Raw genomic sequence first — 20,173 nt, forward strand, 5'->3', positions numbered from 1 at the left:
CATTAGAACACCTACTAGTAAGATTAATTTCATCATATATAACAAATCTTTCTTTTCTCTCTCATAACTGTTAAAAAAGTCTCTCGTAAATATTACAAAACACTTACAGAGTTTTTAAAAGCCATAAAATCTATATATGAAACATCAAAAAGCCGTAATATGAAGAATCGATTACAATATATACAAAAAAGCAGCTAGCCAAAGCTAACTGCTCACTAACTTACAAAATTTCAGTAAAAGAATGTATTAATTTTGAAGTGTGCAAATTGGGAGAGTGACTTCAACTATAGTCCCCTTATTCACTTCACTCTCAATAAATACCTTCCCCTGGTGTGTTTCAATAATTTTATAACAGATCATTAATCCTAAGCCGATTCCCTCTTCCTTAATACTGTAAAAAGGTTCTCCTAAATATGGTATACGTTCTTTTGGAATCCCACATCCTTGATCGATAAAGCGAATCCTTATTTGATTATTATCAAGTTTATCAAATTGAATCAAAATTTCTCCTCCTGTTGGCATGGATTCAATTGCATTTTTTATAATATTAACAAATACTTGTTTTAATTGATTTCCTTCACATGGAATCAGTGGAATACCAGGTGTAAAATCAATTCTAATTTTTATATTATTCATCATTGCTTGAGGTTGCAGTAGCATTAAAACTTGATCCATTAGCACACTAATATCATTAGGTTGTATCTTTACCACCTGTGGTTTGGCTACCGCCATAAATTCATTAGTAATACTTTCTATACGCTCAATCTCTGATGATACTATATTTATATAACCCCGATTATTCTCAGTTTCCGTTGATTTTAGTAATTGCATAAACCCTTTCATTGCGGTTAATGGATTATTAATTTCATGAGCCATTGCAGTCGCTAATTGTCCTACGACAGCAAGTTTTTCAGATTTCCGTAGTAATTCTTCTGTTTTTAGCCGTTCAGTGATATCACGAGAAATACTTAGGAAAACTTTTTTACCATTTAAGTTAAAAACACGGACACTAAACTCAGTTGTTATTATTTTTCCTGTTGGAAAAACATATTCATCTTGCAAAGTGAAGGAAGTTTGTCCCTCTCTAATTTTTTCTAACAACCTTACAATCATTTTAGAATCTTGTGGTACTACATTTGGAAATGGTAACGAGAGCAGCTCTTCTCTACTATATCCAAATCTTTTACAACCAACAGGGTTTACCTCAATGAATCGACTTGGAACATGATTTTCATTCAGCTCTACTACATATACTGCATCAGTTGCTTGTTCGATTAGTGCACGGTACTTCATTTCACTATCTTTTAATTGTTGGTGTAATCGCTGTCGTTCTCTTTCTGCTTGTTTTCTTTCAGAGATGTCTCTACATATTGCAGATAAAGCTATCACATTTCCTCTTACGTCTAGTATAGGAGAAACTGTCAGACTGACATCAAGAAGACTTCCATCGTTACGTCGTCTAACAGTTTCTAATCTGGTAACTACGGATTCTCCCGTTAGAATTTTCTGAATATTTTTAAGTGATTCTTCCATTAAGAAATCTGGTACACAGGGTAATCTCTTACCTATGATTTCTTGTAATGACCATCCAAATATCTTTTCATAAGCTTTATTTGCTTGTAAAATATGCCCTTCTCGATCAGAAATGGTAATAGCATCTACATTATGCTTTATAAATGATTCTAGTAATTCTTTGGTAGCTCTTAATTCTGATTCTACCTTTTTCCTTTCGGTTATATCGACTATAGAACCAACAACTTCCATAACTTGTCCATTTCGTTTAATCGGCCTAAGTGCAATAAGAATAATCGTTTTATCATCTGGCCAGGGTAATTCGAATATAATTTCTTTCCCTTCCCATGCCTGAAGATAATACTTCATCAATTGTGGAACTAAATGTGGTGGAACAATAGAAGCATCAATAGTCCGTAAGCTTTTCCCTACCACCTGTTCAGAATAAAATCCTTTTTGATAATAAAACTGTCCATCACATAAAGTGTGTATAAAGTGCTTACCCACTTTTTTAAATTTAAAAATCCCTCCTTGAAGCTCATGTACGGTATCTGTGAGTTCTTGCTTGGATTTTTTTAATTCCCGATTCATTTTAGATAAGTCCTGTGTTAAATAATATAATCTCTGGTAGGCTTCCATAAGAAATAGCCCAATTAAAAGCCCTAAAGCTATATATAATAAGCCTCCAGTGTAAAGTAACTTAGTATTAAAGAATACACCAACTAACCACTTTATTCCGACAAAAACCAAAAAATATAAAGATGCACTTTTAAAAGGATGAAGGTTTTTAAAATATGTTTTAAAAGTAACAAATAGGATACCCAAACCTAAATAAGCAATCACAGGAGGTTCCCAGTAACCTCCAATGTAAAAGATACGCATTATAATAATGCTAATTAATGTAATCCAACCAGCAATGCGACCAAAGTAAATAAAAGATAGAATAAGAGGAACCACTCGAAGATCGTAGGAAAATCCCATGTATGGAAAAGAAAAGAGCATCAAAGTAACTGCAATAATCCCTCCATAGAATTTTTCGAAATATCGCCTGGAATGAATCAAAAACACTTGAATAAATATCGCTGCGCTAACTAATAAAGAAAAAATAGAAAGATTGATAAAATAGTCTTTAATAATCATGTAATGTCCCTCCTTGCATTAAAGATATATTCGACAAAAAAACTGAAAATCCTACAAATAGTACAAACAGTTCAGGTGTAAAAAATATAATTCCCTACATGACAGTACATGTAAATAGTATCATTTTGATTCAAATCGAAAACCAGAGAATCTTCCATTTGAACCTTCAAACACCCCAAAAATAAGGTATTTATTCTCTCTTTTTATTTAAATGTTTTTTATAAATTAATCAATTCCTTCACTATTACAATTCTTCAAATTCCTCAATTTCGGCTTTTCGCTTTAAAAATATTGCAATATCTTTATTACAAGTTACTCTTTTAATGTATTTGCAATCTTTTGGTTAAGCCATACACATAAAGCAACCAGCACCTTGATTCAATATTCACTTTTTTGCTGTACAAATTCTTTTGCTTTAGCTAGGTGTTCTAGGAAATAAGGAGCCTTATGCCGTTCAATTTTTCACTTAACTTGGTGTCTAGTTTAGTGTACCATCCCCATGCCCATCAACTTAAGAAAATAGATTCACCCCAAAACGAAAATTCTATCCATTGTTGTCTATTAATAACGAGAATTATGTAAATGAGCTGTCCATATGGGCAGCCTATTGTATTTTTTGCTTAGGGTGTTTTTATGTAGTGCTTGATGAAAAAGTAAGAAATAATCTTTAATTATGTACATCGCTTTATATTCACTTAGTTCTTTTGGTTTCTTACGTAACAGGAGTTCTCTCATTTTAAACATAGTAGAAGAACATAATAGGATACTAATGAGTTGTCCATAAAGGTGGCATTCTAATCGCTCTTGTTTTTGATGCATATTCATAAAAAGCACGTCACCCTTTCTCATTAACATAAGAGAATAGTAACGTGCTTTTAAGTTTAAGAATAGTCTAAATCCTTAAGTTGATGGGTACGGGGGGGTACTCCTATTAAAGAAAATTCCCATTCTAAAATAGAAGATACTTGTAAATTTAGTACGAAACTCAGTTGAACTCCTGTTACTTAATTGTCCCCATCCCACCAATTTTCACATTTACCTTGACGTTTACATCGCCCTTTGCTAATTCATTATTCCATTTATTTTGGACTTTTTTCCATTCTGGATATGTGTAAGTTCTTGCATATCTCCCAAGCCCAATAGGATCAATATTGGCAGTTTGTATTTTCTTTATTAATTGCTTGAAATCAGCTTCCAGCTTAGTTTCAATCGCCTTTTGTAATTTTACACCATCCTTTCTTGTATTGAACGAAAAAAGCTGTTCTGTAATGCCGACCTTCATCTTTATATCTGTATTAAATATAAATTTATTATCATATCTTGCCTTTGTCTTTACTTTAATGTTATAGGCAGCAAAGCTTATCCAATCTTTATCCTGGCTATCCGACTTTAGTTTAATTGGGATTGTAAATGAAAAATCACCTGTAGTTCCTTGTTGCAAAATGCGTAATAGTTTGTTTTCATCAGGTTTTAGCGTTAATTTATGCCTTCCTTTTTCATCTAACAAAGCTGTACCTGCCACAAATATTTTATTCGTTTTTTTCATTTCAGTAATATTCGCTGTTACCCCTTTGTCTGCCATTTGTTCATGTAGTTCTTGAAGATTTGTTTTTACTGTGATATTTCTTAAAGAGGCTGTATCAACTAGTTTTGTTAAATATAGAGGAAGACGCGGCTTATCTTTTGGGTTATAAAAGATGACGTCCGAAACAGGTCCATCAACAGCAACAACCCTTGTAGTAACTGTATTTTTGGGGTCTCGTTGAAATGGATCGAGATATTTCATCCAATTTTTTTGTTTCAATAGCCGTTTTCCAACTAAAATCACCTGTGTTTTACTTCCCGAGGTAAGTGCCATAACAGTAGCATCAAATTTGTCTCTAGAATTTCGAATCGTAGCAGATTTCACACCCGTAACTTCTTCTTTTACCTTGGCTTCTTTATTAAAAACAGGACTTGACATGTACACCAATAGATTATTATTACGATCTAAATCGATACCAAGCACAAGAGTAAGGGAAACATCTTCAATATTTGTTTGATCAAAGCATCCAGTCATCATGAACACCGATAACAAAATACAACATAGTACTTTTCTTTTCAATGTATCTTCCCCCAATGAGACTTCTCATATAGCCAGCCATACATCCATAAAATGATAGGTAATATATAGGTTAACCCAATCCCAGCATTCGATAACACCTGTAGTCCCGTTTCGGCTTGATTCCAACTAGGACTAATCCAGAATACGAAGCCGATAATGAGTAATAAGAGAATAACTACATGAGAGCTGTGATCTTGTTTCCCAAGTAATCGGCTTGAACAAAATACAGAACAGAATATTGCAGGAATCCAGCATGTAGAAACAACGGGCAAGTAAGTAGCCAATAAAATCATGTCAAAACGTTCTAAAAACCGAAATTCAATTACTTTAAGTAAATTTAGTACCGGTTGGTTAAATTGCGTAATGCTATCAGGGCTAAAATAGGCAAAGCAAACAATAGTAGCGAATAAATAAAATAACATCGTTAAAGTGTTTGCAATAACCATTCCATGGACTGCATACTGTTTTTTTCGTAAAAAGGGATATAAAAAGAACGCAATGTCAAATCCTAAATAAGCATAGATAGTGGTCGGCACAGCCGTTAATATAGGCTTCCACCCCTCTTTTAAGAGCGGAAAGAATGGCATCCAACTTCCGTTCTCTTTAAGAGGTACCAAAAAAAATAACGGAATCCAAAGCAACATATAAAAAGTAAGTTCGGAGTACCGCCCTATAATACGAGGGCCGTTACGTGCGACAAGAAAGGTAGGAATCGAAAACAAAAAGATAACTAGATAATCAGGCGTTTTTGGAAGAAGCCATCCCTTAAGATAAAGCATAGCGTTCACAAGAACAGTACAAGAATAAAAAGCGAAGTACATCATGTAAATAACAACAAGTGTTTTCCCTATTATTTTCCCGAAAAATCGTATAAGAATTTCGTAAAGTGTGTCCTCGGGATATTTTGCAGCTGTTTTCACAATAAAAACACCTGATATTGTGGAGAATATCCAGCCAATCAATATAGCTATCCATCCATCTGTTCCAGCTTTTTCTGCAAGCACACGTGGAAGAGATAGAACGCCAGTGCCGACCTGCATTCCATTGATTAAAACAATATACTGAATAAGAGTGATGTCATTATAGGCATATTTTTTCATAATTTCACCTTTTGTTATGATTCTTACCTTGTCGAATAGATTGAATAGCTCCTGTACCCTTAGGACGCCTTCTGATTGCCCATAAAGGAAAGCGTATAAAAGTATCTTTCATATCTGCAAAGCGAAACGGTGCTAACGGTGTTCCATAAGGAGTTCCTAGCGATTCAAGACTGATAAGATGTCCAATTAATGTCATCCACCCGATAACCAGTCCTACAATTCCAAATAATGCAGCTAAGATCATCATGGGGAATCGTAAAAGTCTAACTGCAGATCCCATATCATAGTTAGGGATAATAAAAGAAGAGATGGCTGTAACAGCAACAACAATAATCATAATGTTACTTACAATTCCGGCCTGAACAGCTGCTTGTCCAATGATAATACCTCCTACCATTCCAACTGTCTGACCAATCGGGGTAGGCAGGCGTAAGGCCCCTTCTCTCATCATTTCCAGCGTTATTTCCATAAGTAATGCTTCCATTACTGGAGCAAAAGGTACGCTTGTTCTTGACTCTGCAATAGATAAATAAAGCTCTACAGGAATAACTTCGAAATTAAAGGAAATAAACGCAACATAACTCGCTGGCAAAAATAGAGCAACCAAAAAGGCGATAAAACGAAGTATACGAATAAACGAAGCAACTAGCCATCTTGTACCGTAATCATCCACCCCTTGAAAAAAAGAGATGAAATTTGTTGGAGCAATTAATACATTTGGCGAATGATCCACTACAGTCACAAATCTGCCCTGTAGAATGTGCGATACGGCTAAATCAGGTCTTTCTGTTAACATAAATTGTGGAAATGGTGAGTACGGGTTATCTTCAATGAATTCAATAAGTTCACCTGTACTAGTAACAGCATCAACTGTTATACTTTGAATCCGTGTTTCTAATTCCTTTAGCACATCCTCAGAAGTTACATCTTTTAAATATAAAATAGAAATCTTTGTTTTGCTTCGTAAACCAATTGTTATCTCTTTTATCATTAATTGGCGATGTGGAATATACCTTCGAATCATTGTGATATTTTGAGCTCCGGTTTCTACAAATCCTTGATGCCCACCTTTTAGAGATATTTCGTTATGAGCATCTTCAATACTTCTTTGCGGCCATCCTTTTGTGTCCAATTGATACGCTGTAGTTCGACCGTGAATTAATAAAACACTATCCCCTTCTAAAATAGCATTTTCACTCTGACTCCACGTATTAATAATTTTAATTTGTCCTAATGTAATGGGAAGTTCTGTATTGGTATCAAAATCACTATTCATCAAAGGACTTAGAACATGATTTTGAATCAATTCTTTATCTGTTAATCCAGACAAATATACTAAAGCGGCTTCTAGTCCAGCTTCTGTCATTTGAAACCGTCGAATCACTAGATCAGGTGATTGATGAAATACATTCTGAAGCTCAGCTATATTCTTCGATAAACTAGCTTCTAAGAGAGAGTCTTCTATATTTTTTTGGGGAACAGGAGTATCGTCTCGTATTGAACATGATTTAGGATTTTCTCTATATTTTAACCATTTCAGAAATTTAGTCATGGCTTCCTCACCTTCTATGCACCTTCTATAGTATGTTTAGTATGCATATATGAAGAAAAAATATCCTAATAATTAGAGAGATAACGCCAGACTTATTACTATAAAGTTTTTGGTGCATATTTCATAAAGGCAGGTTGCAATTCTCATTAACATAAGAAAATAGTAACCTGCTTTTAACTTCAAGAATAGTGTAAATCCTTAAGTTGATGGATGTGGGGTACCGCCACGTGCCCATCAAGCTAAGATTTTGAGATACCCCCCATGCCCATCAACTTAAGAAAATAGATTCACCCCAAAACGAAAAAATGAGCTTTTCTGTTAAAAGTTAGCACAAAATTTCGTTCTGGGGGTATTTGTTTTTCTTAGCTTGATAGCGATGTGTACCATCCCCAATTAATGCATTTTTTGGGTTCAGTTCATTATATTTTCTACTTTGTCTTTATACACAACATATTCTTTCCCATCCACTACTGCTACCACCGCAAATTCATCATTTGGATTGAATGAAAGCCAGTCAGCCCACATGCTTGTATTAGCACCTCCACTCCACATATGATGAACAGTGTTTTTAGTTAAATTCATAACTTTATAAGACGCATTTGGTGCATTTGTTCCAGTCTTTATTTCAAAAGTGTATGCGTTATGGATTTTTTTATAAAAGTAAAAAACGTTTGATGGACGAAGTAGATTCATAAAATCCTGTTCTTTCTTCTCTGCAATTTTTATGCCTTCTAGTAATGTGACAACATCTGTTCTTAATGTTTTCCAACTATCTTTAGCTGAATTCAAGTTAGGCTTTAAAAATTTATATCTATTTTGATCAGCTTTTTCATCAGCTTTATCAATATGCCCCAGTACGCCCGAATATTGAGAGTCTAAATCATCCCATTGTGTGGACATATAAGTAAGAGCAGTAATAGCACTATCAATCGTACTATGCATATCACTAATATTATGAAATGCAACTCCGACTACACGATTTAATGTAATTTTATAATCAACAGTTTTACGTAATTCTGCTAAAGCAGGCTCTAATCGACCTAAATTATCTCTAGCAGTACCTATCATTATGCCACCAGAAATAAGCGTGGGGATAAAAGGTATTTTCACCATTATTAATCCATCAGATTCTAATTTCTTATAATAGTTTACTTGTCCTAAAACTTCATCTAAACGCTTTTGATCAGTCTCCACATCAGCTCCTTGGTTTTTTAAAATCGATTGCAAGGTCTCTTTATGGCTTCCAAATACTCTAACATCTTCTCCAATAGCGTTTTTAAATTTAGTTAATTCTTCTATTAATACTTTTGCAGACTTCTGGTTTCGTTGAATTCCCCCCCTTAAATCAGTAATCCCCTTTTTTAAAGTATCCCCATTTCCATTGTTGATCGCCTCTACTAATGTTTCATAATAATTTTCAAACTTTGTATCGTATTCAATAATGCCGGTCAATGTATCTAAAAGCTGTTTTTTTACTTTTGTATTCCATGTAACAGCATGTGCTCTTGCATTCTTTTGATCCTGTACAATTTTACTAGGTAAATCTGCATACCCATTAATAGAAATTCCTTCAAAACTCACATCCGGATTATTAATTAGCAAATAAGAATATTCATTCATAGCTTTTGCAAATAACCCAGCATCTTGTACAGTTTTTTTCATCTTTTCTTCATTTGCTGAAAGAGACATATCTTCAGTGTTCGTTTGTTCAGTTTCAATTGCAAAGGTTGCTACTGGTGTGACTGCATAGGTAGTTGTCATAATTAAAAATGCTGATACAGCCAGTATTTTATAAGGTTTTTTTTTCATCTTTTCTTATTCCTCCTGTATAGAGTATGATTTCAAGTCCTATTCTTATTAAAAGACGATGTAGTTGCATAGATTCGATATTATTAAGCGAATCTATATAAACTGTCCCCTATTAATCGATTCTGTTACAAATTTTTAAAAACAAGCAAACTACATGGCTATCTTTTTATTTGGATAAAACTTATATATAAGTGAAAGGCGAAGTCTTTAATGAGACTCCGCCTTTTTAATATATAAGGATTTATTAATTATCGCTTTACTGTTTAACAGTGTAATCATAGACTCTCTATGTTATGGTTCACTTTGCAACAGAATTAATATTTCCCTATTTTTGTGGAGTAACAGTTTCCACTTTTAATTCCTTTATCCCTTCTTTTAATGTAACAGCATCTGTTCTTAATGTTTTCCAACTGTCTTTCGCTGCATTTAAATTAGGTTTTAAGAATTTAAATTTATTTTGATCCGCTTTTTGAGCTGCATTCTCAATATGCCCTAGAACGCCCGAATATTGAGAATCTAAATCATGCCACTGCGTGGACATATAAGTAAGAGCGTTAATAGCATCATCAAGTGCCTTGTGCATTTCATTAATATTACTATAAGCAACTCCAACTACACGATTTAATGTTACTTTATAATCCACGGTCTGACGTAATTCTGCTAATAAAGGCTCTAACTTACCTAAATTATCTCTTGCTACTCCTACTATAATACCGCCAATTATCGGTAGACCCAAAATAGCACCCTTCATTACATTAAACCCATCAGATTCTAATTGTTTATAATAGTTTACTGATCCTAATACTTCTTCTAGACGCTTTTGATCGGCTTCAACATCTGCACCTTGGTTTTTTAAAATCGACTGCAAGAGATCTTTATTGCTTCCAAATGCTCTAACATCTTGTCCAATAGAGTCTCTTAATTTAGTTAATTCTTCTATTAGTTGTTGTGCAACCTTTTGATTTTGTTGAATTTCACCTCGTAAATCTGTAATCCCTTCTTTTAAAGTTTCTCCATCCCCTGTATTAATCGCTTCTACCATTGTTTCATAATAATTGTCAAATGTTGTATCATATTCAACAATACCAGTCAATGTATCTAAAAGCTGTTTTTTTACTTTTGTATCCCAAGTAACAGCATGAGCTCTTGCATTCTTTTGATCTTGTACAATTCTACCAGGTAAATCCACATATCCATTAATAGTAATTCCTTCAAAGTTCACATCTGGATTTTTAATTAACATATAAGAATAGGCATTCATAGATTTTGCAAATAAACCGGCCTTTTGCAAGGTCTCTTTCATTCTCGCTTCATTTGCAGAAAGAGCCGTATCTCCATTGTTCGTTTGTTCAATTTCACTTGCAAAAGTTGTTACTGGTGAAACTACATTAGCGGTTGTAATAGTTAATAACGTCGATACAGCGAGTAATTTGTAAGGGATTTTTTTTATCATTTCATTTTCCTCCAATTTAGGTTTTAATTTTCAGTTCTATTCCTGTTTAAAAGCAATATCTTTTGAAATGAATTCTGCATCTTTATGAATATCATTCCAACTTTCTTTAGCAGCTTTTAAATCATCCGGTATTAAAGAGAATTTGTGGTCTTGCATAGAATCGATATTATCCAGTAAATCTGTATAATTTGCGCCCATTGTATTCCATTGCTTTTGAATATTTGTTAGAGACAAGATCGCTTGATCTACAGTCTGATATAGATATGCCAATGTTTCTTTCGCGTTAGTAAGCGAAAGAACTGCTTGATTAGCACGATCTGCTTTCATACTTAATTCTCCGATTTTGTTAGAAATTTCGTTATAGGAGTCCATATGCTTAGATGCCGTGACACCCGCCGCAGTTCCTAGACCGATACCAGCTGCTCCAAGAGCTGAAAGTCCACCAACAACAGCTGGTGTTGCTGTACCACCAGTTACAACAATTACAACTGCTCCTCCAATAGCTGCAATAACTAAAATAGCTGCTCCCAATCCACCACCAATTGACCATGCTAATACATCATCAAAATGTTTTTTCTGAGTAGAACGAAGTTGCTCAATTTCAGCTTGAAGTTGCGGAATCGTTGCCTGTTGACCTGCTAATATTGCAGTTAATCCACCTTTGCCATCTGGACCACCAACATTATTTTTAAAATCTGTAGAATTTTGATATAGTTTCCCTTTGAAGTCTTGTAGCATCTTAATTACATCTGTAACCTCTTTTGAATTTGTATTAATTGTGGTAATTAAATCACTTATGCCCTCTTTTAGACCTGCCTTATCTTTCTTTTGTACAGTATCTACTAAAGTGTCGTAATAATTTTGAAATTGTTCATCGTAATTTACAATATTACGAGCTGTTTTTTGAATCTGTGGCTTCGCTTTATCTAACCAATAATTCGCATTGATTCGTGACAGTTCTTGATTAAGGTGAATATTTTTGAGCAACTCCCCTCCTTCTGATCCTAAATCGATATTAGATAAATTTACATTCGGTTGCTTAATCATTGTTTTTGCGTACAAATCCATTACAAGAATATGAGACCCTGTTTCAGCCAATGCTTTCTTCAGTCCCTCGGGACCTAAAGCATAATTGCCTACTTTTTGTTCTTGAGCGGTCGTTTCTTGTGCAAATGCATGAATAGTGTTACCAGTAGTAGCAGTTATAACCGTTGCCAGAGTGGCTAAAGTTAGCACTTTGAATGGGAATTTTTTCATAACTATTCTCCTTCTTTCGCTAGATTCTTATAATCTTTATAGTTTTTTTGAAAAACGTAATATCAAAATTTATATACCTGTTCTTCAAGGTAACTTATTACATTTTTTAATTGTCTTAATGTATCTTTTTGAGACTGCTCGTTAGTTGCATCAACATTAGTAGATAATTTTGTAATGTTATTTTTTATTAGATCCAAATCTTCTTTATAGCGCTTTAGTAGGTCAAGTTCTACATCTACTTGGTTTGCAAACGTATGCAAATCATTTTGTGAAAGAAGAAGCATTGATTTTTGTAAATCTGCTATTGATAGTTTCGTTGTTAAATCATATATTTTTTGGTTTTGTTTCTCTAAGTCATCTAAATATGCTCGCTGCTCTGCTGTTAGTTTATTTACTTCTGCGAAGACACCAAATGTTTTCTTAATCTTTTCAGTATCAATGGCTTTCATCAGGTCATATTCTTGCGTTTTTGCGGCTGCAGCTGCAGCTATTTCACCTTGTTTGCTTTTCTCAATTGCTTCACGAGCTGCTTTTTTGGCCGATTCAATCTCTAGAGCAGTTTTACCTTGTTCTGTCGCTTCTTGCGCCGCTTTTTTCTCCGCTTCTAGAATAGAGTTGTTAATTTCTTTTCCTTTGTTATACGCTGCCATCCCTGCTTGAGCAGCCGGTTCAATAATTTCTTTTGAAAGACTATAAACTTCTTTGAATATAGCAAATCCCTGCTCATTTAAAGCTCCTGGTATTAATGCAATTTGTTGTAAATCATTTTGAATTGCTTTTTTGGTATTTAATATTTCATTTTTTAACTGATCTATTTTTCCTGTTCCATCTGTACCTAATATGCCTTGCGCAGTTGCCACATTAGTATCGAAATCTTTTAATTTTTTATCAAGCTGTAATTTAAGATCTGTTAATTCATTAATTTGTCGTTGCGCATTTTCTTGATTCGTCATAGCCATTTCTTGAAGAACTTCAAGTCTATCCGAAAACCCTTCTCTATCTTCTTTATTGTCTACATACGATTTTAATGTCGGGTAATAGCTATTAAATTTCGTTACAAATCCTTTACTTTTTGAATTTAATAGAATTAACTGTGGATAGAGTTCCGATGACCATTCCTTCATATCTTGTTTAATTAGGAATTGATTGGTATTTAAAGCTGGGACTTCCTCTAGCTGTACATTAGGACTCATTAAAGATTGATCAATATACGTTTGGATTAATTTAGATTGCGCACCTAATTTTCGTAATGATGAAGAAATATCCATGCTTTCCTGTTGAGTTTCTGCTTGAACGATTGGTGCTGCGAGAGTATTGATAGGAATAGTTGCTCCAGTTACAATGGATGTTATTAAAAATCCTGTCATTATTTTATTTTTCATTCCGTACACTCCTTTACCATTGTTTTTTATAACTTGATTCATATAACTTGTACGCCCTAGCGCTAGGCTCTCTCCTTGCACACGCATGGGGAATGGGAAGTCTTTCGGATAGGGTGTTATCGTTATTATTTACTTCTAAGAGGATCTAAGGATTTTACTTCCCTCTCATTTAGATACTCTATTTTTCAAATAGTAAACGATAAAAATTCATCAGCTATATTTGAATTAGCTGCCCAATAAGTAGTAAAATATTATTTCCCCCTTAGAGCTGCTGTTTAACTTACAGATCCGTGAAGATAGATAACCATTGCTTCTAGAGTTAATCCTGTCATGACCTTTTTTTAATATCAATTTCATAATATGGTTTTTAGTTTTGTCAGCAATAGCCTTACAAGACTACAAAAGATGAAATTATACTGTACATTGCTTATACTTTTATTGCGGAATAAATTCACTTTTGCTATGTAGAAACTTAAAACCCATTTTTACAAAAATACTACTTTTGAGATTCTAAATACCTTAAAAATAAACTGATTATTAAGAAAATTATTCACAACATAATGTTACTTGCAAATTTAATAACCTCTATCTCTATTAGCTTGCTCTTCTCCCTTCTGTGTGGTCATACCAGTTATGTTGTTCATTAAAACATTAAATTTCCAATGCGTAAATAGCAAAATTTTGTCGATTGAGCTCGATAATTTAACTATTAAGTAAAAATACGAGTCTAATTAATTATACCAATATAATTAATTAGGAATTACAGCTCTGTAATTGTAATGATTACAAATTAAAGTGTATACGGTTAGTAAATAACCATTTTAGCTCAACCAAGCAATTTTATTTTTTAAAAAATACTTATAGAATAATTTAATAGGTTTTTTTATACTTTTTCCCCTTTATTTGGTTATGTATAATTGCATATACTATAGATATATCAAGTGATATATGTTATATTGTTAAACTTTATGTAATAGTCCCTAATATCACCATTATTAAATACTTAACATGAAGATATTAATCTATAAACTTATTCCTCGTTATAACCATGGGTTTTAAAATATAAAAAAAGCCGCAAAGCTTTCTCGAAAAGAACCTTGGCGGCCTTCTGTTTTTTTGTCTCCTTAGAAAAATAACGGATAGTGTACTCTTTAAAATTAACAACATGTTATAAATCTTACCCTTGTCCTTTGGCTTCACTAAATGTTTCATGGACTCTTCAAGATCTATTTGAATACATATTCCTTTTCTAGATCAATCACATACCCTTTCTAGAGTAAAAGAAACAGTATGCTCAAGTTTTAGATTTACTTGCGCGTATATTAAAGTTTTTTCACAAAAAACTGATACTAAGCTTATATTACGGTATATTTTTCACGATACTGTCTAGGTGTCATGTTAGTTGTTTTTTTGAAAACCCTTGTAAAATAACTTTGGTCGTTAAAATTAAGCCAGGCACAAATATCTGATAGTGGATATGTAGTGAGTGTTAATAATTTTTTTGCTTCTTCCACTCGTTCCCTTTGAATAAATTCACTTAAAGGAATCCCCACTTCTTTTTTAAATAATTTAGATAAATAAGTAGGGGTAATATCCAAATGATTAGCGAGTTCATTGAGAGATATTCCATCGTAAACATTTTTACTAATATGATTCATACATGTAGTAACCGCATTTGAAAATTTTTGCGCATTGAATTCTTTCACCCGATCTGCAAAAGTACGTAAAGCATCTCCTGACAATCGCCTTACAGAGTCCACGTTCTCTAGTTGTTCCATGGTTTGGATATACAAAATACTAAGAGCAAAAGCAATGTCTGGTGGGAGATTACCTTCTATCGCATATCGAGTTGCTAAAGTAATCGCAATAATCCCATGGTTTTTTTGGTTTCTGAGTGGATCCGCTGTTAAAATTAATTCCGTATCTTCCTGCGAAACTGCATACATATATTGCAACAACTTCTTTTTATTTCCCTCTTTGATTGCTGAAAAATAATTATGTACTAATGCCATGTTGTGAGTTTTTGGTTTATTTTGTTGACGTTTTAAAATATATAGATCAGGTTTCACAATTTTATAGGGAACTTCCTCTAACACTTTATTTTTTTCTACCACAATATCAACATCTAACTTTTCATTGAAAATCATGTAATGCAATAAAATTCCCATATCAATTAAAGAAGTTTTTTTAACCTCAGGTAGGGATTGAAAATAGGTTAGTCTTTCTTGAATATTATCATTTGAGTTAAATTCTTTTCGAAGTTTAAAGGTTACATCATCCGATCCCTTTGGATGTATAGTGGGGCCAATTATTATAGTCCCTTTTATATAATCATGATTTTCTATATGAATTAGGATGAAATTTTCAAGATAACTGTTACATCTGAAAAGGGGCAAATTATAGGGATCATTTTCTTGATAAATGTCACTAAGATATTCTTCTTTAGAAGAATAAAAAGGACTACAAATATCCTCAGAATTAGAATGATATAATATTTTTTTGTCTGTGGATAAAATGTGAACAGGTACATTAAAGGCTTTATGTGCGAGATCACACAAGTGTTGTATATCGATTGAATTATTCATTACCTTCTCCTCTTAATTAGATTACTGATAAATTTTTACATCGTTCCTGTATAAATTCATAAATTATTTTCCGTCAGGTATAACTCAAGACAAAATATTACTATAAAATATCAAATTAGTACAATTCACGACAAAATATTACTATATTTTTTTTATGAAAATCATATATTATTTATTTGTAAGTAGCATCTAAATATCAGAGTAGTTAGGAAAAGTGTGAAAGAAATAGATTCTTTTCTTATAATTTTCTAAACGACAATGAAATGAGCTGAGGTCGTTTCTTAATTCTCCAAGATCTAATCATAGAACTTGGGAAAACAGTGAAGAACCTACAAAATACAGAAACAAGGGATGATTGGAGTATACAACTCTAGTAAGTAATAGCTTCTTGCTAATCCTGCGAAAAATCTAGCCTTTGCGGATACATTGCCAGACGAACTAGAATATGCCCCAGGTACATTACAAATAGTAGGCTAAACAGTGACAGATACAATTCGATACAGACAAAAGTAAATTTAATGTAGGAAAAGAAAACGAAGAATTTTGGGATGTGACACATACAGAGTGGCATACAATGGTACTCCATGCGAGGGACAAGCTGGAAAAAAGATTAAAAATACAGTGAAAGTCCAAGGAGATACTGTATCACAGTAAGAACTAACAGCCAAAAATTCAATCACTTGGACAAACTGAGATTAAAAAAGTGGATGCTGCAAATTCGAATATAAAACTGATAAACTGCTGTATTCCAAATTTTTGACAAAGATAATAAAGAAGTCGAAAATTTAACAGCAGATGAAAATGATAAAGCTATTTCTGAACCACTGTGCTTCGGAAAATTCACGTTGGAAGAAATTCAAGCACCAAATAGGTCTACGTTATTTAAAGATCTAATTGAGGAAAAGGTCTTATCATCAGTACAAAAATAAAAATAGAAAACACAAAAAGCGAATGGAATATTAAAAATACTGACGATATAGTGCCAACTATTTTTATCTAATTGGCACTATATTACTGGTCGCAACATTAGTTTTAGTTTCCGCAAAAGCGGAAGAAATAAATAGATTCAAAAATTATTAGGGATAGCAGCGGTGACACAACATATAAATATTTTTTTATATGTTGTTAATCTTTGTAGTATCAATCTTTATGCTACCTAGCTTTATTACTCCATCACATAAACATATTATTTATTTTCTAAGTACAATGGCTATTACTTAACAAAAACAACACCCCTAATTAAGAGATGCAGTCACATAGATCCAAATTAATAGTAGACATTAGACACTTATTTCACAGTAAATTGACCTCAAAATAATAGTTACTGCAATATCAGGATTTGTTTATTCTATAACAAAAGAAATGTCACTTAAGCATTCTTTGTATGCTACTTTTAATTAATATATATGACACCCTTAATTTTCCACTCTATTTTTAGTTAAGAATCAAAATACTGAAGCCAATGAAATTGTATTACATTGGCTTCAGTATTTCAGATTTAAAATTACGAATAAAAACAAAACAACGTTTAAACACCCTGTTTTCAATCGTGTGAAATTTAATCCTTATCGATACATATGACATTCACACGACCGTTAAAAACCCTTAAAAAGCAATCTGAGAGTCCGTTTTTTCTGATTAACAATCATTTTTTAAAAATTTATGTGAAAAATCAATATTTAGTAAATCTTATTATCCGAGACACAATTATTGCCGTAATCAAGATAATAATAGCGGTTATCAAGCCAGATTCTCCAATCCAAATCTCAGTTTGATACCCTGTACTTGCACGTGCGAAAGGTCCTTGAATAATGGCATTCCAAGTAGTATGGATGATAACCGAAGGCCAAACGCTACCTGTGATAAGTCGTAAATAAGCTGTAATATAACCGAATGGTACAATACAAAGATAGATGCCCAGTACTGAAAGAACGACAGATGGTCCCTCTACATATAGACCAGCAATAACTATTGGAACATGCCACGTTGCCCAAATCAATCCACTAATAAGGATAGGCCGTGAAAACTCTGCATCGACTAGCCTTGTGAGCATATAACCTCGCCAACCCATTTCTTCTCCCAAAACTGGGATTAAGTTAAGCAAACTTCCGAAAATGCCGCTCAATACTACTAGATAAATGAAACTGAATGGTGCCGTTACATACTGAAGCCCAAGTAAATTGTAGATCGGTTCTAACATACCACCTTCGGGATGCTGAAACCCCGCAATTCCGCTCAACCAGGCGATAGAATAAGTAATTCCACAAATAATCATAGGGATTAGCAGAGCAAAACCAATCCCCTTCCATATCTTTAAGTTACCGAGACTAAAAGATACATCTTTAAACCCTTCTTTCAGTATTATGCGAGTCAAAATTGAAGATAATGCTGGGGTAAACATATATACCACAATAAGCGGCATACTTTTCGTAATTATTACTACTACATTTAGGATAATTGAAGTAATGATTAAGATACTCAGAAAAAGTTGAAGTCCTACTTTAGCACGTTGGATTTTATCTTTATTGTGGAACGATTTTGCGTGTAATATCATTGTAATCCGCCCTTCCCCTATAATTCACTTGTTTATCGAATATACTTCTTGTCATTTCCACAGACACAACTTAGAATAAAAATATTTTTGTATACAAATTCATTCATCTTTAAAATCCCTCCCCAATTTATAATCTAGTCTTACTTACGACTCATCAATGTAATTATTATTTATAAGTTGTCATAGCCGATAGTACAAAAGTGTAATGATTAGTCTATGACCTGTGTCAATTAACCTTATGACAATATGTAACTAGAAAATATGATATGGGATAGATAACAATTGAATTAAGGCAATTGATTCGTGCAAGTACATGAATCAATCTTGCTTTTACAAATAATTCAATTGAGGTGGAAAAAATGAATAAGAAAAGAATAATTGCAATGGTTAGTACAGCTTTATTAGTCACAGGATGTGTAGAAGTAGGAAAGGCTCAAACAGTAGCAGTCGAAAATTCAGATCAATCAATCCAAAAAAATATAGTTAAATCCATACAATCACAGGCTTACCCATTAAAAACGATAGAGCCGTCAAAAAAATTTGAGGATTTAAAACCACTTAAGAAAATGATTGGGAGCGCACAATATGTAGGATTAGGAGAGACTACTCATGGAAGCTCTGAAATTTTCACTATGAAGTTTCGCCTTGTGAAATATTTGGTTACTGAGATGGGTTTTACAAATTTCACAATGGAAGAAGATTGGGGAAACGGCTTAAAACTAAATGAATATATCCAAACAGGAAAAGGAAACCCTAGGGAATTTTTAAATTATTTATATCCTACTGATGAAATTATAGCCATGATTGAGTGGATGAAAGATTATAATGCTAATCCATCCAATAAAAAAAAGATACAATTTATTGGGCTTGACTTAAAGGAGATGGACCAAGGTTGCTTTAATAAAGTAATTGATTATGTAAGGCTGCATCGACCAGATTTGCTGGCAGAAGTAGAAGAAAATTATAAAGAATTGTCGGCTTTTAATGGAAGTACAAAGGAATATATGGACCTCGCTCCTGAAATAAAAGAAAAGTTCAAAGCAAACGCTGAGAGAGTAGCCCAATTACTAAAAGATGAGAATGGGCAAGCCAACACAGAAATGGCTTCACCCGAGTACATCTGGGCGAAAGCAACGGCAAGTGCAATAGAGAAATATACAACAATGCTAATTCCTAACGACTATCCAAGTATGTTAAAGCTACATGAGCAATACTTGGCCGATCATGCAATGTGGTCACAAGAGACATTGGGTGGTAAAACGATGGTATGGGGACACAATATTCATATAGCTAAAGGAATTATCGATGAGGAATTATACCCTTATGCTGCAGGGCAGAATTTGAAGGAACGTTTAGACAATAATTATGTCACAATTGGCAGTACAACTACGGAGGGGAATTTCACCTTATACAACGACACCGGAGATAAGATTATAACAGATCCGATTCCACAAGATGTAAATAGTTTCAATTATACCCTCGGAAAAGTACCATATAAAATGTTTTTATTGGATAACCGTCACCTTAAAGGACCGGCAGAGAAATGGGTTAAAGCAAAAAGACCATTACTAAGTATAGGGGCACGACTCTTACCGAACCAATTGGCATACTTTGATAAGTCATTGCTTGAGCAATTTGATATTATTTTTCACATTCGAAAAACAAGTCCATCTCATATTAAATAAAGTGAAACTTTAATCAGTGGGGATTTTCTTCATCCCCCAC

12 protein-coding genes and 1 pseudogene are annotated in these 20,173 nt (G+C 33.3%); 2 read left to right on the plus strand and 11 right to left on the minus strand.

Going from position 1 to position 20,173, the window contains the following annotated elements; all coding sequences use genetic code 11:
* Window positions 1-246: 246 nt before the first annotated feature.
* The 10 genes and pseudogenes from RBB48_RS11410 to RBB48_RS11455 all read right to left on the minus strand — a co-directional run bounded on the left by RBB48_RS11410 (window position 247) and on the right by RBB48_RS11455 (window position 15,894).
* Window positions 247-2,652, minus strand: a complete 2,406-nt coding sequence (locus RBB48_RS11410) for a PAS domain S-box protein (RefSeq protein WP_306007663.1) — start codon at window positions 2,650-2,652, stop codon at window positions 247-249.
* Window positions 2,653-3,252: 600 nt separating this feature from the next.
* Window positions 3,253-3,462 (minus strand): annotated as a pseudogene (locus RBB48_RS11415) (IS4 family transposase); the annotation flags it as partial.
* A gap of 190 nt (window positions 3,463-3,652) precedes the next feature.
* Window positions 3,653-4,756: a Ger(x)C family spore germination protein gene (locus RBB48_RS11420; protein ID WP_044444146.1), complete on the minus strand. Its 1,104-nt coding sequence runs from the start codon at window positions 4,754-4,756 to the stop codon at window positions 3,653-3,655.
* A complete protein-coding gene (locus RBB48_RS11425; RefSeq protein WP_088609324.1) occupies window positions 4,753-5,856 on the minus strand; it encodes a GerAB/ArcD/ProY family transporter in 1,104 nt (367 codons plus the stop codon). The genes RBB48_RS11420 and RBB48_RS11425 overlap by 4 nt, the downstream gene beginning before the upstream one ends.
* 4 nt (window positions 5,857-5,860) lie before the next feature.
* On the minus strand, window positions 5,861-7,408 hold the full coding sequence (locus tag RBB48_RS11430; RefSeq protein ID WP_044444144.1) for a spore germination protein: 1,548 nt from the start codon (window positions 7,406-7,408) through the stop codon (window positions 5,861-5,863).
* 411 nt (window positions 7,409-7,819) lie between these two features.
* On the minus strand, window positions 7,820-9,217 hold the full coding sequence (hblB, locus tag RBB48_RS11435) for a hemolysin BL regulatory component HblB (RefSeq protein WP_306007664.1): 1,398 nt from the start codon (window positions 9,215-9,217) through the stop codon (window positions 7,820-7,822).
* A gap of 325 nt (window positions 9,218-9,542) precedes the next feature.
* Window positions 9,543-10,670: a hemolysin BL binding component B gene (gene hblA, locus RBB48_RS11440; RefSeq protein WP_000591974.1), complete on the minus strand. Its 1,128-nt coding sequence runs from the start codon at window positions 10,668-10,670 to the stop codon at window positions 9,543-9,545.
* Window positions 10,671-10,706: 36 nt separating this feature from the next.
* Window positions 10,707-11,927 (minus strand): hemolytic enterotoxin HBL lytic component L1, encoded by a 1,221-nt coding sequence (gene hblD, locus RBB48_RS11445; protein ID WP_002128070.1) that lies wholly within the window; start codon window positions 11,925-11,927, stop codon window positions 10,707-10,709.
* A gap of 62 nt (window positions 11,928-11,989) precedes the next feature.
* Entirely contained in the window at window positions 11,990-13,309 is a 1,320-nt protein-coding gene (hblC, locus tag RBB48_RS11450) for a hemolytic enterotoxin HBL lytic component L2 (RefSeq protein WP_088064481.1), read from the minus strand.
* Window positions 13,310-14,664: 1,355 nt separating this feature from the next.
* Window positions 14,665-15,894, minus strand: coding sequence for a helix-turn-helix domain-containing protein (locus RBB48_RS11455; protein WP_147787874.1), 1,230 nt, complete (start codon window positions 15,892-15,894; stop codon window positions 14,665-14,667).
* Between the two features lie 752 nt (window positions 15,895-16,646).
* Between RBB48_RS11455 and RBB48_RS31670 the strand changes: the two genes are divergently transcribed.
* A complete protein-coding gene (locus RBB48_RS31670) occupies window positions 16,647-16,823 on the plus strand; it encodes a hypothetical protein (protein ID WP_371878384.1) in 177 nt (58 codons plus the stop codon).
* Window positions 16,824-17,566: 743 nt separating this feature from the next.
* Here the strand turns inward: RBB48_RS31670 and RBB48_RS11460 are convergent.
* Window positions 17,567-18,448 carry a CPBP family intramembrane glutamic endopeptidase gene (locus tag RBB48_RS11460; protein WP_088063999.1) on the minus strand — a complete coding sequence of 294 codons (882 nt, stop codon included), beginning with the start codon at window positions 18,446-18,448 and terminating at the stop codon, window positions 17,567-17,569.
* Window positions 18,449-18,807: 359 nt separating this feature from the next.
* Here RBB48_RS11460 and RBB48_RS11465 point away from each other — a divergent pair, with 359 nt between their 5' ends.
* Window positions 18,808-20,133, plus strand: a complete 1,326-nt coding sequence (locus tag RBB48_RS11465) for an erythromycin esterase family protein (RefSeq protein WP_306007665.1) — start codon at window positions 18,808-18,810, stop codon at window positions 20,131-20,133.
* Window positions 20,134-20,173: the final 40 nt, after the last annotated feature.

It is taken from the genome of Bacillus sp. MMSF_3353 (assembly GCF_030733445.1).
In the GTDB taxonomy this organism is placed as follows: Bacteria; Bacillota; Bacilli; order Bacillales; family Bacillaceae_G; genus Bacillus_A; species Bacillus_A wiedmannii.

Excerpts from the sequence above, each read along its gene's own strand:
- hblB (WP_306007664.1), bottom strand. The coding sequence starts at position 9,217 with ATGAAAAAAAAACCTTATAAAATACTGGCTGTATCAGCATTTTTAATT.
- RBB48_RS11430 (WP_044444144.1), bottom strand. The coding sequence starts at position 7,408 with ATGACTAAATTTCTGAAATGGTTAAAATATAGAGAAAATCCTAAATCA.
- hblA (WP_000591974.1), bottom strand. The coding sequence starts at position 10,670 with ATGATAAAAAAAATCCCTTACAAATTACTCGCTGTATCGACGTTATTA.
- RBB48_RS11455 (WP_147787874.1), bottom strand. The coding sequence starts at position 15,894 with ATGAATAATTCAATCGATATACAACACTTGTGTGATCTCGCACATAAA.
- RBB48_RS11460 (WP_088063999.1), bottom strand. The coding sequence starts at position 18,448 with ATGATATTACACGCAAAATCGTTCCACAATAAAGATAAAATCCAACGT.
- RBB48_RS11425 (WP_088609324.1), bottom strand. The coding sequence starts at position 5,856 with ATGAAAAAATATGCCTATAATGACATCACTCTTATTCAGTATATTGTT.
- RBB48_RS11410 (WP_306007663.1), bottom strand. The coding sequence starts at position 2,652 with ATGATTATTAAAGACTATTTTATCAATCTTTCTATTTTTTCTTTATTA.
- hblC (WP_088064481.1), bottom strand. The coding sequence starts at position 13,309 with ATGAAAAATAAAATAATGACAGGATTTTTAATAACATCCATTGTAACT.
- RBB48_RS11465 (WP_306007665.1), top strand. The coding sequence starts at position 18,808 with ATGAATAAGAAAAGAATAATTGCAATGGTTAGTACAGCTTTATTAGTC.
- hblD (WP_002128070.1), bottom strand. The coding sequence starts at position 11,927 with ATGAAAAAATTCCCATTCAAAGTGCTAACTTTAGCCACTCTGGCAACG.